Genomic DNA, 14,475 nt, shown 5'->3' with positions numbered 1-14,475 from the left:
AACTGAGCCGCGATCTGCCTTCGTTTGAAAGATATAATCCCGATCGAAGCACCGATCTCGAAGGCACAAACCGCATGAATACGGACCCCGTACTAGGAAGCAATGAGTGACAGGCAGCGCGTGACGATCGACATCGGCGGGATGACCTGCGCCAACTGCGCCGCCACCATCGAGGACGCCGTGGCGGGCCTCGACGGCGCGGAGGCGACGGCGAACTACGCCACCGACGAGGCGACCGTGGAGTACGACCCCGAGCGCGTCTCGCTGGCCGAGGTGTTCGAGGCGGTCGAATCGGCCGGCTACGACCCGATCGCCGAGACCGTCACCGTCGGCGTCACGGGCATGACGTGCGCGAACTGTTCGGCGACCATCGAGGACGCCGTCGGCGACCTCCCCGGCGTCGTCTCGGTCGACGCGAACTACGCGACCGACGAGGCGACGGTGACGTACGCGCCGTCGGTGACGACGCGCGAGGACATCTACGAGGCCGTCGAGGCCGCAGGGTACGAGCCGATCCGCGAGGACGGCGAGGACGGCGACGGGCAGTCCGCGAAGGACGCCGCGCGGGCGGCCGAACTGCGCCACCAGCGCCGCCTGACACTGTTCGGCGCGGCGCTGTCGGCGCCGCTGATCGCGATGCTCGTGCTGGAGCTGTTCGCGCCGGGCGTGCTTCCCGAGGAGATCCCCGGGACTGGCCTCCACATCGGGTGGGTCGCGTTCGCGCTCGCGACGCCCGTGCAGGTCCTCCTGGGCCGGGAGTTCTACGTGAACTCCTACAAGGCGCTCGTCGTCAACGGCCGCGCGAACATGGACGTGCTCATCGCGCTGGGGTCGACGACGGCGTACGGCTACTCCGTGATCGCCCTGCTGGGCGTGCTTCCGCGGGCGGGGCTGTACTTCGACACGGCCGCGCTCATCCTCGTGTTCATCACGCTCGGCAACTACCTGGAGGCGCGCTCGAAGTCGCAGGCCGGCGAGGCGATCCGGTCGCTGCTGGAGCTCGAGGCCGACACCGCGACGCTCGTCGAGGACGACGGCACCGAGCGGGAGGTTCCGATCGACGAGGTCGTCGTTGGCGACCGCCTGAAGGTGCGCCCCGGCGAGCGCGTCCCGACCGACGGCGTCGTCCGCGAGGGAGAGTCCGCCGTCGACGAGTCGATGGTGACCGGCGAGTCCGTCCCCGTCGGGAAGGAGCCCGGCGACGAGGTGATCGGCTCGACGGTCAACGAGAACGGCGTCCTCGTGATCGAGGCGACGAAGGTCGGCGAGGAGACCGCGATCCAGCAGATCGTCACCCGGGTGAAGGAGGCGCAGTCGCGCCAGCCCGACATCCAACGCATCGCCGACCGCATCTCGGCGTACTTCGTCCCCGCGGTGATCGCCAACGCTCTGCTGTGGGGGGCGGTGTGGTTCCTCGCGCCCGAGACGCTCGCGGGCGTCGTCTCGGCGCTCCCGGTGTGGGGGCTGGCGGCTGGCGGCCCCGCCGCCGTCGGCGTCACCGAGTTCGCGGTGCTGGTGTTCGCCTCGGCCGTCCTCATCGCCTGTCCGTGCGCGCTCGGGCTGGCGACGCCGGCGGCAACGATGGTCGGCACGAGCATCGGCGCCCAGCACGGCGTCCTGTTCAAGGGTGGCGACGTGTTGGAGCGCGTCCGCGACACCGACACGGTCGTGTTCGACAAGACCGGGACGCTCACGCGCGGCGAGATGACCCTCACCGACGTTCAGCCCGTTACACCGGCGACGGACGGCGCGGTGCCGGCCGACGAGGAGGGTGAGCGGACGGGCGACGCCGAGGGTCCGATGGCTCGCCTGCTCGCTGCGGCCGCGACCGCCGAGAGCGGCAGCGAGCACCCGATCGGCGAGGCCGTCGTGGCCGGGGCCCGCGAGCGCGGCGTCGAGCCGGGCGACCTCCAGGTGCTCCAGAACGTCTCCGGGAAGGGGATCCGCGGGCGCACCGAGCACGGCACCGTCGTCGTCGGCAAGCCCGAGCTCCTGCGCGAGGAGGACGTGGACCCCGAGCCCGCGCTGGAGGCGATGCGCGAGCTGGAGTCGGAGGGGAAGACGGCGATGCTCGTCGCCGCCGACGGCGAGCTGCTGGGCGTGCTCGCGGTCGCAGACGAGGTCCGCGAGTCGGCCGTCGCCGCGGTGGAGGCGCTCCACAAACGCGGGATCGCCGTCCACATGATCACCGGCGACAACGAGCGCACCGCCCGCGCGGTCGCCGAGCGCGTCGGGATCGAGCCGGAGAACGTCCGCGCGGGCGTCCTGCCGGAGGACAAGGCCGACGCCGTCGAGTCGATCCAGGCGGACGGCTCGCGGGCGATGATGGTCGGCGACGGGGTGAACGACGCGCCCGCGCTGGTCTCGGCGTTCGTCGGCGTCGCCATCGGCTCCGGCACCGACGTGGCCATCGAGGCCGCCGACGTGACGTTGATGCGCTCGGATCCGTTCGACGTGGTGAAGGCGATCAACGTCTCGGAGGGGACGCTCTCGAAGATCAAGCAGAACCTCTTCTGGGCGCTCGGCTACAACACCGCGATGATCCCGCTGGCCTCCCTGGGGCTGCTCCAGCCGGTGCTCGCGGCGGGCGCGATGGCGTTCTCCAGCGTCTCGGTGCTCGCCAACAGCATGGCGTTCCGGTCGTACGACCCCGACGAGCGCTACCGACTGTTCGGCCGGTTCCGCTGAACTCGGCGGGATCGGGCCACCGCGGCGGCGCGTCCCTCCGTGGGGCGCTACAACACCCCGAACAGGAGCTCCATCCGCCCCCTCGAAGCGCGCGTAGCCGCCAGACTCAGCGCTCGCGGGTGTCGCGGCGGGCGGCCCGCTCGGCCGCCTCGCGGTCGGCGACGGTCTCGGCGTCGCGCTTGCGTTCGTCCCTGACCAGCACGTAGAGCACGAGCGGCGCCGCGAGCGCGAGCAGGACGAACACGAGGAGGATCGCTCCCTCGGCGGCCATCTACCCGAGGAACACGTCGACGAGGTCGCTGCCGGCGGAGCCGGTGTCGCGGTACAGCTCCGAGTAGCCGCAGTTCGTACACGAGACCACCCGGAAGGAGTTGGTCTGGATATCGAACATCTTGCTCAGTCCGCCGCCAGTGGTCGAGATCTTCCCGACCTCGGCGTCGGTGTGACCACACTTGGGACAGCCGTCGTCGCTATCGGTGGAGGGCGCTGCTGCCATACGACGGCGTTCTCCGGGGTGTAGAATAAGTCTTGGGCGGCGATCGGGCGACTCTCCGACGTGGGGCGCAATGGCGATGGTGGTCGCGTCCGCGACGGGCCGCGCGCTACTGTGCGGCTACTCCCCGAACAGGTCCTCCTCGCGCTCGCGGAGTTCGATCCGCCGCGTCTTGCCGGAGGAGGTCTTCGGCAGCTCGTCGACGTACTCGATCCGGCGCGGGTACTTGTACGGCGCCGTCTCCGATTTCATGTAGGTTTGCAGTTCGTCGGTCAGATCGTCGCTCCCCTCGTAGCCCTCCGCGAGGACGACGTACGCCTTCACCACGTCGCCGCGCTCCTCGTGGGGTGACCCGACCGCGGCCGCCTCCGCGACCGCCTCGTGAGAGACGAGCGCGTCCTCGACCTCGAACGGGCCGATGCGGTAGCCCGCAGAGAGGATGATGTCGTCGGCGCGCCCCTCGAAGAAGAAGTAGCCGTCCTCGTCCTCGCGGGCCAGATCGCCCGTGCGGTAGTACTCGCCCGAGAACGTCTTCTCGTCGAGGTTCGGCTTCTCGTAGTACTGCTCGAAGATACCCGGACAGCCGACCGGGACCGCGATCTCGCCGGTCTCGCCCGGCTCGATTTCCTCCTCCTCCTGGGTGTCGATGATCGTGGTGCCGAGGCCGGGTGTCGGCTTGCCCATCGACCCCTCCTTCACGTCGATGCCGGGGTAGTTGGAGACGAGACACACGGTCTCCGTCTGCCCGTAGCCGTCGCGGGGGGTGATGCCGTAGGCGTCCTGCAGCGCCTCGATCGGCTCGCGGTTGAGCGGCTCGCCCGCCGACAGCGCCTCCTTCAACGGGAGGTCGTACTGCTCCAGGTCCGTCTGGGTGAACATCCGGTACTGCGTCGGCACCGCACACAGCCGGGTGACGCCCTCCTCCTCCATCACCGAGAGGAACTCGTCGGCGTCGAAGTCACCCTCGTACAGCAGTTGGCTCGCGCCGGTAGTGATGCCGACGCCGACGGGCGACCAGAACCACTTCGCCCAGCCGGTGCCGGTCGTCGCCCACAGCAGTTCCTCGTCGAGGTCGATATCGTCGTCAGTGACGCCGGGCGCGTCGGTTCCCTCGGCGGAGACGCCCCACCAGTACGGCGCGTTCACCAGCTCGAACGCGCGCATCCAGCGGTGCTTGTGGAGGACGGGCTTCGGCTGCCCGGTGGTGCCCGAGGTGTAGTTGATGCTCATCGGGTCCTGCGCGCCCACGTCGGGGCCATCGTGTTCGGTCTCGCGCCCGTCGAGCAGGTCGTCGAACGCGTGCCAGCCCTCGGGCCCCGATCCGCCGACCGCGATCAGGGTGTCGACGGGCGTCTCGTCGACGATGGGCTCGACCATGTCCACGAGCGACTCGTGGGCGACGACAGTGGTCGCCTCGCAGTCGTTCGCGCGGAACTGCAGGTCCTTCGGCTTGAGCATCTCCGAGCAGGGGACGACCAGCGCGCCCCGCTTGAGCACGCCCAGCTGGACGGCGAACACGTCCGGGTGACGCGGGAGCAGGTGCATCACGCGGTCGCCCTCGCCGACGCCCAACTCCTCGAGGGCGTTGGCGAATCGGTTCATGTCCCCGTGGATGTCCGAGTACGTGCGCTCCGCGCGCGTTCCCTCGTCGTCGAGGAACGTCACGGCGACGCGGTCGCCGAACGCCTCCGCGTGCCCCTCGATCACCGACGGGAGGGTGTAGTCGTCGGGGATGTCCCACTCGAAGTCGTCGACGGCGGTGTCGTAGTCGACCGGCATACGCGGAGGGTGGACAGTATAGGGAATAATCGTTTGGGTACCGTTTCCATGTAGCTGGGATCGGCGCGCAGTCGGGAGGATCGACGGAACGTGACCGACGACGCCACCCGGGTTTTTGTCGCCGCCCGACGACGCTCGCACATGGAGTACACCACCCTCGGCGACACGGGAATGACCGTCTCGCGGATCTGTCTGGGCTGCATGAGCTTCGGCGACCCCGACTGGCGCGACTGGGTGCTCGACGAGGACGCGGGAACCGAACTCGTCGAGCGCGCGATCGAGTTGGGGGTGAACTTCTTCGACACCGCCAACATGTACTCCGACGGCGATTCCGAGCGCGTCCTCGGCGACGCGCTCGCGGAGTACGACCGCGACGAGTTCGTCGTCGCCACGAAGGGATACTTCCGGATGCGCGAGGACGACCCCAACTCCGGGGGGCTCTCCCGGAAGGCCATCCAACAGGAGCTCGACAACTCCCTCGACCGGCTCGGGATGGAGACGGTCGACCTGTACCAGACACACCGGTACGACGACGACACGCCGATCGAGCAGACGGTCCGGGCGCTCGACGAGGCCGTCCGTGACGGGAAGGCGCGCTACGTCGGCGCCTCCTCGATGTGGGCCCACCAGTTCGCCGACGCGCTCCACACGGCCGACGATCTCGGGCTCGAGCGGTACGTCACCATGCAGAACCACTACAATCTGCTGTACCGCGAGGAGGAACGGGAGATGCTCCCGCTGTGTGAGCGCGAGGGCGTCGGCGTGATCCCGTGGTCGCCGCTGGCGCGCGGGTGGCTCGCCCGCCCGGTCGACGAGCTCGACGCGACGACGCGCGGCGAAAGCGAGGAGCACGCCCGCCGGCACCCGTACCTGGAAGGCGGCGGCGAGGAGATCAACGCCCGCGTCGCCGAGCTGGCAGCCGAGAAGGGCGTGAAGATGGCCCAGATCGCCCTCGCGTGGCTGTTCGAGCAGGACGCCGTCGACGCCCCGATCGTCGGGACGACGAGCGTCGAACACCTGGAGGACGCCGTCGAGGCGCTCGACATCTCGCTGTCCTCGTCGGACATGGAGTACCTGGAGGAGCCGTACGAGCCGGTTCGAGTGTCCGGCCACGAGTGACGGTGCCGACCGACACCGGACGGACTCCGGTCGGAGGGGCGTGAATCGGGCCCCCTGCGGTCCCGACAGATCGGCGGTTCAAGGCCGGAACGGCTCGGTTAGCCACTCTACAACTAACTGGTAACCACTGTGACGCCATAGACATGGCGCGCGTAGAAACGGCGACATTCGAGTGCGGCGGCTGCGGCACCTGCGCACCGTCGACGTGGATCGACTACGACCGACTCGGCTACCCGATCTGCCCGGAGTGCGGGCGGTCGGCCGGTCCGCTCGCCCGGCACAGTCGGGTCGAACAGCGTCGGCGACGAGAGATCGCACACTGAGTCAAGCACACAGCGGCGGCGAAGCGAACTGACGGCGGAGCATGTATCGGCGGCGCGAGCGGACGCGTGGATCACCTTCCGGCGTGCCGGCGGCGACCGCCGCGTTGACGACGGATGACGTCGAAGGGGAACTCATGGCCTGGACGGAGGTCGAGACCACCGAGCGGTACGACGAGTGGGAGCGCGCGGACGGCTACGCCACGCTTCGGGTGCGTGGACACCCGGACGGCAGCTACGTCGTTCGGCTGGATCGCCTCGAACAGGCGCCGGACGGCCGCGAGTACCGGCGCGAGCGCGTCGGCGACCGCGACCGCGCGGACGAGTTGCTGGCGGAGTGGAAGCGAACGTTCGACCTGTCCGAGGAGTGAACGCGACCGCGACGGACCCGGCAGCGGTCAGGCTTCGTCGCTTTGGAACCGCTCCGTCGTCTCGACCAGCGGATGGCGCGCGTAGTCGACCACGTCGATGTCCGTGATCGACTGGAGCCCCTCCTTGCGGGCCGTCTTCTCCATGCCGAGTTCGACGTGGTCGGCGATCACGATGACGTACGCGTCCATTTCCTCGATTCCGAGCCGGTGGGCCGCCATCACGCGGTGATGGCCGTCCGCGAGCACGAGCGTGCCGTCGTCTTCGAGCTCGCCGCTGGCGCTCGGGTTGTCGATGACGACCAGCGGCTCGGCGAGGCCGCGCTCCAGTTCGTAGCGCCGCCCCTCGAGTTCGTCAGCGTACACCCGCGCTTGCGTCGGGAGGAGGTCCGAAAGCGGGATCTCCCGTCGCTCCTCGCTGGTGGAGACGCCGTGGATCTCCTCGAGCGTGCGCATCAGCTTCCCCACCTTCTCGGGGGTCGCGCGCTCGATCTGCGAGCGGATCACATCGGTGTTAGAGATGATGCCGACGAGGTTACCGGCGTCGTCGACGACCGGAAGCTTCTGGATGCCCGAACGGAGGATGACTCGGGCGGCGTCGTTGATGTCCATCTCCGGGTGAGCGACGATGATGTCGTCGGTCATCACGGTGAACAGCGGCGCGTCGCTGTCGGCCGACAGCAGGTCGCGTGCGGAGATGAACCCGACCACGATCCGCCCGTCGGTGACAGGGAACCCGTTGTGGTCGCTGTCGAGTATCCGGTCGACGGCCTCGCCGACCGTGTCGTCCGGCGACACCGTCGCCACGTCCCGAGTCATGTATTCCTTGACCGTCGGGGGTGACAGGTCGCTCGCGCCGTCGCTCATGTGTTCGTCGGTCGATTCGGCGGGCCTCGGGGTAAGCGTTCCTCTCCGTTATCGATGCGATCCGCATCGGTACGGACTGTCGTCCGTCTCCAGTTTCCCCCCGGTCAGTCCTCGTCGGGGAAGCTGAGGACGCGGTCGGTCGCGCGGCGCGGCGCCTTCGGGGCGTTCTCGAGGGTCTCGAAGAACCGACCGGCGACGGTGTCGCGAACGATCTCGGTCAGCGACTCGGTCGAGTCGTCGCTCACGTCCGAGAGGATGCCGAGGGGAAGCTGCGCGCCCGCCATGTCGGCGTGACCGCCGGCCGATCCCATCTGATCGAGGGCATCTCGCAGCGTCTCACCCAAGTCCAGATCCGTGCCGCGCGTCCGTCCGGATGCGTAGACGACGCCGTCTCGGTAGCCGTACACTAGGGTCGTATGGACGTCGTCCATGTCGAGCAGGCGTTCGGCCGCCTGTGCGAGCGCGTCGCGGTCGCTGATCTCCCCGACACAGGACGCGACGACGGCCCCGCGGCGTTCGCGTGCGTCGATGGCACGCGCGAGCACGTCCAACACCTCCGGAGTGAGGCTCGGCGACTCCACCCGGTCGAGGATCCCCGAGTCGGCGTGCGATAACAGCGACGCCGCGGCGTCGAAGTCCGCTTCGCTGACCTCGCGAGTGAAATCCATCGTGTCGATCCGAATGCCGTACAGCAGCGCGGTCGCCACCTGCGTATCCGGCGTCAACCCGAACTGGTCGAGGTACTCGACCATGAGCGTGGAGGTGGCGCCGACGTCGTCGCGCAAGTCGACGAACGTCGCGTCGATCGGCTCTCGCGGCGGATGGTGGTCGACGACGACGACGGGGTCGACGTCCATCGGGAGCGAGTCGTTGACGCCCGGCCGTGAGTGATCGACGAGCGCGAACGCCGCGAACTCCTCGCGGGGGTCGACCTCGGGGTCGAGCTGGCGCATGCTGATGTCGAGGAGGTTGACGAGCGCACGGTTTTCCTGATGGGAGATGTCACCGTAGTAGCACGCCTCGGCGTCGGTGCCGGCGAACCGCGCGATCCGGACTAACGCGACCGCCGAGGCGATGGCGTCGGGATCGGGGTTGTCGTGGGCGACGACGGCGAGCGTCCCGTCCACCGAACGGAGCGTGCGGACGAGCCCGCGGAGCCGGTCGGCCGTCGCGCCGGTCGACACCTCGAGTACGCGGTCGGCCGCGACGCCGATCGGGTCGATGACGTGGTCCACCAACCCCCGCAGCGCCTTGAGATCCGCCTCCGTCGCGTCGTCGCCCGCGTACGCGACGACGGCCGCGTCGGGGAACCGCGCCCGTGCGTGGTCGGCAACTGTGAGGTTCGCCGTCGCCGACGCCCCCGCGACGACGACGAGGTCGGCATGGTCCGGGTAGTTGTCGGGGTCGCGCGGATCCGCCTCGAGCGCGACGATGTGCTCGTCGCGCAGCGTCGAGACCCGTCCGCTGTCGTCGGTGATCACGTGGAGGTCGCCGGACCTGTCGGTCAGCGACTCGACGATGTCGTTGCCGACGGTCCCGCAACCGAGCACCAGCCGACGCATTACAGCGGAGGATCGGTCCGGACCGGCAAAACCCTGCCGTCCTCCGGCTCCCGGCAGCTGCGGTCGTCCCTGTCGCAGCCGGTCGCGTCCGCCACGGCCGGCAGCGGACGGCTGCGGCGCTACGGAACGCCCAGGACGGAGCCGAACAGAAACCGGACCGATTCGAGTCGGAGCGGGCCGTCCCGCCGGTTACGGGACGATGGTCGTCGCGACCGACTGTGCCGTCTCGATGACCGGCCCGAAGCCGGGCAACAGCAGCACCGTCGCGACGGCCGCGAACACGATCGCGGCGTACAGCGCCGTCGGCGTCGAGCCGAGCTCGAACTCGCCCACGGCGTCGTCGAGCCACAGCGCCTTCACCACGCGACTGTAGTAGAACAGCGACAGCGCGCTGTTGATCGCCCCGACGGCCGCGAGCCACCAGAAGCCGGCGTCGATCGCGCCCATGAACAGGAAGTACTTCGAGAAGAACCCGCCGAACGGGGGCAGCCCCGCCAGCGAGAACATGAACACGGACATGGCGACCGACGCCATCGGCGCCCGGCTCGCCAGCCCCGCGTAGTCGTCGAAGGTGCGGCCGACGCCCCAGTGCTCCGCGAGCGCGACGAACAGGAACGCGCCGGTGTTCATGAAGCCGTACACGAGCAGGTGCGCCATCGACGCGCCGATCACGTTGCCGCCGGCGCCGCCGGTGAAGGCGGCCAGGCCGATGAGCGCGTAGCCCGCGTGCCCGATCGAGGAGTACGCGAGCATCCGCTTGACCTCCTCTTGGGTCGCGGCGGCGAAGTTGCCGAGCGTCATCGTGACGACCGCGAGCACCTGGAACAGGAGCACCCAGTCGATGCCGGCGTCCAGCGGGAAGCCGACGACGAACACGCGGAACGCGAGCGCGAAGCCGGCGGCCTTCGAGGCCGACGAGAGGAACGCCGACACGGGCGCTGGCGCGCCCTCGTACGCCTCCGGCGCCCAGAAGTGGAACGGGACGGAGGCGGTCTTGAACGCGAAGCCGCCGGCGACCATCACGATGCCGACGGCCGCGACGCCCGTCATGCCCTCGACGCCGCCTGAGAGCGCCTCGTACACGTCGGGTAGCAGGAGGCTCCCGGTCGCGGCGTACACCAGCGAGATGCCGAACGCGAACACCGACGCCGACAGCGCGCCGATGAGGAAGTACTTCAGGCCCGCCTCGACACTGCCGGCGTCGCGCTTGAGGAACGCCACCAGCGTGTACGACGGCAGCGATGCGAGTTCGAGCGCGATGAACGCCACGGCCAGGGAGTTGGCCGCCGCCATCAGCGCCATCCCGGTCGCCGCGAACAGCACCAGCGAGTAGAACTCCGCCCGGTGCGGGTGGTCGTGGAGGTAGTCGTAGCTCGCCACCACGACCAGCGCGGTCACGGAGGCGAACAGCGCCTGGAAGAACAGGGCCATGCCGTCGACGATGAGCGCGTCGCCGAACAGCGAGATGCCGCCGCCGGTGCCGGCCTGCCCGGTGCCGGCGGAGAGGAACCACCCCGCAAGCCCGAGCGACGCCAGCGACCCGACGGTCGCGATGCCGGCCAACAGCGCCGGCCGGGAGTCGTCAGGATTGAGGCTGTCGAGCAGGATCACCAGTAGCCCGGTCAGTGCGAGCGCCAGCGCCGGCGCGAGCGCGGTCCACTGCGGGAGCTGGTCCGCCTGCATGAGCACTGGCTCCATCAGGCACCACCCCCGACGACCGCGACAACCGGCTCGATCGCGTCAGTGATCATCTCGAAGAAGATGTTCGGCGCGACGCCGAGCGCGATGGTGCAAAGCAGCAGCACCGCGAGCGGCGCCACGTCGTGGAAGTGCGCGCGACGCACCTCGTAGTCGGTCTCCAGACTGAACTCCCCGAACAGCGTCCGCTGCATCGCGAGCAGGAGGTAGCCCGCCACGATGACGATGCCGAACATCGCCGCCGCGGTGAACAGCGGCGCCGACGGGATCACCGTGGAGGCGAACGCCCCTTGGAAGATGAAGTACTCCGCGGCGAAGCCGGCCATGAGCGGCAGGCCCATGTAGCCGAACGCGCCGGCGACGAGGATTCCCACCGTGATCGGCATCCGGTCGGCCATCCCGGACATGTCGCCCACCATGCGCGTGTGGGTGACGTTGTAGATGACGCCGACCGCCATGAACATCAGCCCGGAGATGAGTCCGTGGGCGATCATCTGGAACGTCGCGCCGCCGATCCCGAGGCCCGTGTACGCGATGAGCCCGAGGATGACGTACCCCATCGACGAGACCGAGGAGTACGCGACGATGCGCTTGAGGTCCTGCTGAGCGAGCGCGAGCATCGCGCCGTAGATAACCGAGACCACCGCGATCGCCGCGATCACCGTCGCCACCAGCGGGCGCGTCGCCACGTCCGGCAGCATCGTGAAGTTGAACCGCAACAGCGCGTACGTCCCCATCTTCAGGAGGACGCCCGCCAGCATCACCGACACCGGCGTCGGCGCCTCGACGTGGGCGTCCGGCAGCCAGGTGTGAAGTGGGACGACGGGCACCTTCACCGCGAAGCCCGCGAACATGGCCGCGAACGCCGCGAGCTTCAACGTCGCCGGGTCGAGCCCGACGGAGCCGCTCAGCTCCCCGGCCTGCAGCGACTGTGTGATCTCCGGCAGCCCGAACGAGCTGACGGGGAGGTTGAACACCAGCGCCATGAACCCGATGAACATGACGAGGCTGGCGATGTTCGTGTAGACGAAGAACTTGATCGCGGCGTACTTCCGGCGCGGACCGCCCCACACGCCGATGAGGAAGTACATCGGGACCAGCACGGCCTCCCAGAAGACGAACCACAGGAAGAAGTCGAGCGCGGTGAACACGCCCAGCAGGTTCGCCTCCATGAACAGCATGAGGCCGTAGAACTGCGACTGGCGGGTGTCGATGGGCGTCCACGCCGACACGATCGCCAGCGAGGACAGCACCGTCGAGAGGACGACCAGCGGGAGGCTGATGCCGTCGACGCCGACGAACCACTGGAGATCGTAGCCGGCGACCGTCAGCCAGTCGAGTTGCGTTTCGTAGGCGATGCTCCCGGCCATGAGCGCGTTCCCGCCGGCATCGAAGCCGGCCCACATGTACAGGCTCCCGACGACCGGCAGGAGGCTCAGCGCGAACGCGAGCTTCCCTGCGTACCTGTCGGGCGCCAGCATGACGATCAGCGCGGCGAGGAACGTGACTCCGATGAGTGCTTCGATAATCACAGTAACCACCCCCCGAGAACCCCGAAGACGACAAGCAGTGCCGTCAGTCCCAGCGTCACCAGCGCGGCGTAGTTACTCACGACGCCGGTCTGGATGCGCCGGATCCGCGAGCCGGAGAACAGGCTCACGCTGGAGACAGCGTTGACAGCGCCGTCGATGACGCCCTGATCGAAGGTGTCCGCGGCGCGGGCAACGGGGAGGACGACCCGGTTCGCGAGGTACACCTGATACTCGTCCTGGTAGTAGTTGTCGTACAACAGGTCCTTGACCGAGCCGAGCTTGTCCGTGTGCTCCACGGGCGTCGGCACGGCGTACAGCTTGTACGCCAGCGCCAGGCCCGTGAGCGCCAGCCCGAGCGACACCGCCGCGCCCAGAAGGACCGTCGTCAGCTCGCCGCCGATGTACGCCGAGGAGTACGGGTCGATCTCGGCGTAGTGGTGGACCGTCAGATCCGAGAAGCCGCCGTCGAGCCACGCGTGGAGGAAGTCCACGTGCGCGCCCGTGAGGACGCGGATCGGCGCGAGGTTGACCGCGCCCGCGACCGTCGCGAGCACGCCCAACACCGCCAGCGGCCCCTTCACGTTCCAGCGCACCGACTCCGGCGACTCCGCCTGCTCGGTGCGGGCGTCGCCGTGGAAGGTGAGAAACACCATCCGGAAGGTGTAGAACGCGGTGACCGGCACCGCAAGCAGGCCGAAGACGTATCCGATCAGCAGGAGCGGCTGTCCGGCCAATCCGTGAGTGAGCGAGTAATAGAGGATTTCGTCTTTCGACCAGAAGCCGGCGAAGGGGAAGATGCCCGCGAGCGCCAGCGACCCGGCGAGGAACGAGTAGTAGGTGACGGGCATCTTGTCCTTGAGCCCGCCCATGTCCCACATGTTCTCGTTGTGGTGCATCGCGAGGATGACCGAGCCGGCGCCCAGGAACAGCAGGGCCTTGAAGAACGCGTGGGTGAGCAGGTGGAACGTCGCGGCCACGTAGCCGCCCGCGCCGAGCGCGAGCATCATGTAGCCGTACTGCGAGATAGTGGAGTACGCGAGTACCTGCTTGAGTTCGCGCTTCACGATGCCCATCGTGCCGGCGAACAGCGCGGTGAAGCCGCCGACGAGGGCGATGACGCCCAGCGCCGTCGGCGAGACCGCATAGAAGCCGTACATCCGCGCGACGAGGTACACGCCCGCCGCGACCATCGTCGCCGCGTGGATGAGCGCCGAGACCGGCGTCGGGCCCTCCATCGCGTCGGGGAGCCACGTGTGCAGCGGGAACTGCGCGGACTTGCCGATCACGCCGCCGAGCACGAGCAGGCCGACGACAGTGAACCACGCCTGCGGCCCGAGACCGAGGAACGTGTTGGCCGTGAACTCACCAGCCAGCGCCTGTTCGGCCAGTACCGGGAAGCCGGGCGCGGCCTCCGTGCCGACGAACTGCGCCGTGCCGAACGTCGCGAACACCGCGACGACGCCGACGAGGAAGAAGTAGTCGCCGAAGCGAGTGACCAGGAACGCCTTCTTCGCGGCCGACGGCGGGCCGGGCTCGCGGAAGTGGAAGCCGATGAGGAGATACGAACACAGCCCCACCAGTTCGAAGAACATGAACGCCATGAGCAGGTTGTCGGCGACGACGAACCCGAGCATGGACGCCGTGAACAGGCCGAGACCGGCGTAGTACCGCGGGAGCCCGGTCTCACCGTCGTCGTTCATGTACCCCAGCGAGAAGACGTGGACCAACAGCGCGATCAGCGTCACGATGACGAGCATCATCGCCGACAACGGGTCGATGAGGACGCCGAACGTCAGTTCGAGGCCCTCGCTGCCGGGAACCGCCCCCGCCGCCCACGCGTAGATCGTTTCGTCGTACACCTCGCCTCCCGCCACGGCGGCGGCCATCGCGATCGACAACACCAGCGATCCGGCGGTCGCCGCGATGCCGGGGATGGCGCCGCCCTTGGGGAGCAAGTCGCGCCCCGAGAGGGCGGTCCCGACCGCGATCAGGAACGAGAGGAACGGGAGCAGTACGATGGCCGGCGCGAAGTCAAAGATTCCTGCCATG

At 68.8% G+C, this 14,475-nt stretch carries 12 protein-coding genes; 4 read left to right on the top strand and 8 right to left on the bottom strand.

Translation table 11 applies throughout. From position 1 onward, the window contains the following. Positions 1 to 102 precede the first annotated feature (102 nt). Entirely contained in the window at positions 103 to 2,688 is a 2,586-nt protein-coding gene (locus ABJD39_RS10800; protein ID WP_348608276.1) for a heavy metal translocating P-type ATPase, read from the top strand. A 106-nt stretch (positions 2,689 to 2,794) separates the two neighbouring features. Here the strand turns inward: ABJD39_RS10800 and ABJD39_RS10795 are convergent, their stop codons facing one another. From ABJD39_RS10795 to ABJD39_RS10785, 3 genes are all read right to left on the bottom strand, one after another. Then, positions 2,795 to 2,959, bottom strand: a complete 165-nt coding sequence (locus tag ABJD39_RS10795; protein WP_348608273.1) for a hypothetical protein — start codon at positions 2,957 to 2,959, stop codon at positions 2,795 to 2,797. After that, the gene (locus ABJD39_RS10790) at positions 2,960 to 3,184 is read right to left on the bottom strand and encodes a zinc ribbon domain-containing protein (RefSeq protein WP_348608270.1); all 225 of its coding nucleotides are present in this window, start codon (positions 3,182 to 3,184) and stop codon (positions 2,960 to 2,962) included. A gap of 117 nt (positions 3,185 to 3,301) precedes the next feature. Continuing rightward, complete coding sequence (locus ABJD39_RS10785; RefSeq protein WP_348608267.1) at positions 3,302 to 4,960, bottom strand: acyl-CoA synthetase; 1,659 nt, start codon at positions 4,958 to 4,960, stop codon at positions 3,302 to 3,304. A 141-nt stretch (positions 4,961 to 5,101) separates the two neighbouring features. On the opposite strand from ABJD39_RS10785, the gene ABJD39_RS10780 reads away from it, so the two are divergent. From ABJD39_RS10780 to ABJD39_RS10770, 3 genes are all read left to right on the top strand, one after another. Then, positions 5,102 to 6,079 carry an aldo/keto reductase gene (locus ABJD39_RS10780; RefSeq protein ID WP_348608264.1) on the top strand — a complete coding sequence of 326 codons (978 nt, stop codon included), beginning with the start codon at positions 5,102 to 5,104 and terminating at the stop codon, positions 6,077 to 6,079. A gap of 143 nt (positions 6,080 to 6,222) precedes the next feature. Beyond that, the gene (locus ABJD39_RS10775) at positions 6,223 to 6,402 is read left to right on the top strand and encodes a hypothetical protein (RefSeq protein ID WP_348608261.1); all 180 of its coding nucleotides are present in this window, start codon (positions 6,223 to 6,225) and stop codon (positions 6,400 to 6,402) included. Positions 6,403 to 6,536: 134 nt separating this feature from the next. Next, a complete protein-coding gene (locus ABJD39_RS10770; protein WP_348608258.1) occupies positions 6,537 to 6,770 on the top strand; it encodes a DUF7543 family protein in 234 nt (77 codons plus the stop codon). A gap of 27 nt (positions 6,771 to 6,797) precedes the next feature. On the opposite strand, the gene ABJD39_RS10765 is transcribed toward ABJD39_RS10770, so the two are convergent. From ABJD39_RS10765 to nuoL, 5 genes are all read right to left on the bottom strand, one after another. Continuing rightward, on the bottom strand, positions 6,798 to 7,634 hold the full coding sequence (locus ABJD39_RS10765) for a CBS domain-containing protein (protein ID WP_348608255.1): 837 nt from the start codon (positions 7,632 to 7,634) through the stop codon (positions 6,798 to 6,800). Positions 7,635 to 7,738: 104 nt separating this feature from the next. Further along, entirely contained in the window at positions 7,739 to 9,196 is a 1,458-nt protein-coding gene (locus ABJD39_RS10760) for a DHH family phosphoesterase (RefSeq protein WP_348608252.1), read from the bottom strand. Positions 9,197 to 9,385: 189 nt separating this feature from the next. After that, on the bottom strand, positions 9,386 to 10,894 hold the full coding sequence (locus ABJD39_RS10755) for an NADH-quinone oxidoreductase subunit N (protein ID WP_348608249.1): 1,509 nt from the start codon (positions 10,892 to 10,894) through the stop codon (positions 9,386 to 9,388). After that, positions 10,894 to 12,426, bottom strand: a complete 1,533-nt coding sequence (locus ABJD39_RS10750; protein WP_348608246.1) for a complex I subunit 4 family protein — start codon at positions 12,424 to 12,426, stop codon at positions 10,894 to 10,896. Before ABJD39_RS10750 ends, ABJD39_RS10755 begins: the two co-directional genes overlap by 1 nt. Then, positions 12,423 to 14,474, bottom strand: a complete 2,052-nt coding sequence (gene nuoL / locus ABJD39_RS10745) for an NADH-quinone oxidoreductase subunit L (RefSeq protein WP_348608243.1) — start codon at positions 14,472 to 14,474, stop codon at positions 12,423 to 12,425. The genes ABJD39_RS10750 and nuoL overlap by 4 nt, the downstream gene beginning before the upstream one ends. Position 14,475: the final 1 nt, after the last annotated feature.

Source organism: Halobaculum rarum, from assembly GCF_040025155.1.
Taxonomy (GTDB): Archaea; Halobacteriota; Halobacteria; order Halobacteriales; family Haloferacaceae; genus Halobaculum; species Halobaculum rarum.
The sequence above is the reverse complement of the archived record's forward strand: the minus strand, read 5'-3'. Positions and strand labels throughout refer to the sequence as shown.

Excerpts from the sequence above, each read along its gene's own strand:
- ABJD39_RS10760 (WP_348608252.1), bottom strand. The coding sequence starts at position 9,196 with ATGCGTCGGCTGGTGCTCGGTTGCGGGACCGTCGGCAACGACATCGTC.
- ABJD39_RS10780 (WP_348608264.1), top strand. The coding sequence starts at position 5,102 with ATGGAGTACACCACCCTCGGCGACACGGGAATGACCGTCTCGCGGATC.
- ABJD39_RS10790 (WP_348608270.1), bottom strand. The coding sequence starts at position 3,184 with ATGGCAGCAGCGCCCTCCACCGATAGCGACGACGGCTGTCCCAAGTGT.
- ABJD39_RS10785 (WP_348608267.1), bottom strand. The coding sequence starts at position 4,960 with ATGCCGGTCGACTACGACACCGCCGTCGACGACTTCGAGTGGGACATC.
- ABJD39_RS10765 (WP_348608255.1), bottom strand. The coding sequence starts at position 7,634 with ATGAGCGACGGCGCGAGCGACCTGTCACCCCCGACGGTCAAGGAATAC.
- ABJD39_RS10755 (WP_348608249.1), bottom strand. The coding sequence starts at position 10,894 with ATGGAGCCAGTGCTCATGCAGGCGGACCAGCTCCCGCAGTGGACCGCG.
- ABJD39_RS10795 (WP_348608273.1), bottom strand. The coding sequence starts at position 2,959 with ATGGCCGCCGAGGGAGCGATCCTCCTCGTGTTCGTCCTGCTCGCGCTC.
- ABJD39_RS10770 (WP_348608258.1), top strand. The coding sequence starts at position 6,537 with ATGGCCTGGACGGAGGTCGAGACCACCGAGCGGTACGACGAGTGGGAG.
- nuoL (WP_348608243.1), bottom strand. The coding sequence starts at position 14,474 with ATGGCAGGAATCTTTGACTTCGCGCCGGCCATCGTACTGCTCCCGTTC.
- ABJD39_RS10775 (WP_348608261.1), top strand. The coding sequence starts at position 6,223 with ATGGCGCGCGTAGAAACGGCGACATTCGAGTGCGGCGGCTGCGGCACC.
- ABJD39_RS10800 (WP_348608276.1), top strand. The coding sequence starts at position 103 with ATGAGTGACAGGCAGCGCGTGACGATCGACATCGGCGGGATGACCTGC.